This window comes from Mycobacterium sp. NGS49, from assembly GCF_059812565.1.
The window spans coordinates 1-975 of the sequence record NZ_JCALCX010000101.1; the positions used below are offsets into that span (position 1 = coordinate 1).

Annotated in this window: 1 protein-coding gene; it reads left to right on the forward strand. The window is 69.7% G+C overall.

Translation table 11 applies throughout. The features are described from left to right. The coding region (locus AC5Y7D_RS30860; RefSeq protein WP_499929981.1) for a SpnB-like Rossmann fold domain-containing protein at positions 1-975 on the forward strand (975 nt) is incomplete at both ends.

Here is a 975-nt window from a genome sequence, read left to right on the forward strand (position 1 = left end):
TGGTGGCGAGGCCGATTCGGGGTGGGTGCGGCACGCTGAGGGGATGCTCGGGGCGGGAGGGGCTGGCCCCTGGGCGGATCTGTCCGCGTGGCCGCCGCAGGGCGCGCTGAGCGTGGATATCTCCGATGCTTATGCGCGGTTGGCCGAACGTGGCTATCAGTACGGGCAGGCGTTTCGCGGATTGAGGTCGTTGTGGCGCCGTGGTGAGGAGTTGTTCGCCGAGGTCGGGGTGCCCCAGGACGCTGGGGTAGATGTGGGCGGGTTCGGGTTGCATCCGGCGGTATTCGACACGGCACTTCATGCAATGGCGGCGGCTGCTGATGACGGGGACCTGACGGTTCCGTTTGTCTGGGAGCGGGTGTCGTTGCATGCGGCCGGGGCGGGGGTGCTGCGGGCGCGGATTGCGCCGGTGGGGGCTGGGGCGGTGTCGGTGGAGTTGGCCGACGGTGCGGGTGGGCCGGTGTTGTCGGTGGGTTCGTTGACGGTGCGTGCGGTGTCGGCGGGTCAGTTGGAGTCGGCGGCGGCCGCTGGCGGTGGCGGCTCGGGTGGGTTGTTTGAGGTGGATTGGGTGGCGGCGCCGGTGGTGGGTGAGCGCCCGGCGGTGGTGTCGGTGCTGTCGTGGGAGGATTTCGAACAGTCAGTGAAAGCCGCTGGGGCCCAGGATGTTTCCGATATTCCGGACGCGGTGGTGGTGGAGGTGTCGGGGGCCCCGGCCGCGGATGCGGTGGTTGCGGGGGTGTACGCGGCGGTTCACCGGGTGTTGGCGGTGGTGCAGTCGTGGCTGGCTCGGCCGGGGGGTGCGGTGTTGGTGGTGGTGACCCGTGGCGCGGTCGGCGAGGTGGTCACTGATTTGGCGGGAGCGGCGGTGTGGGGGTTGGTCCGCTCGGCGCAGGGAGAAAGCCCGGGCCGGATTGTGTTGGTGGACACTGACACTGATCTCGATACTGGAGTGGACGTGGCGGCGGTGCTGGCGGT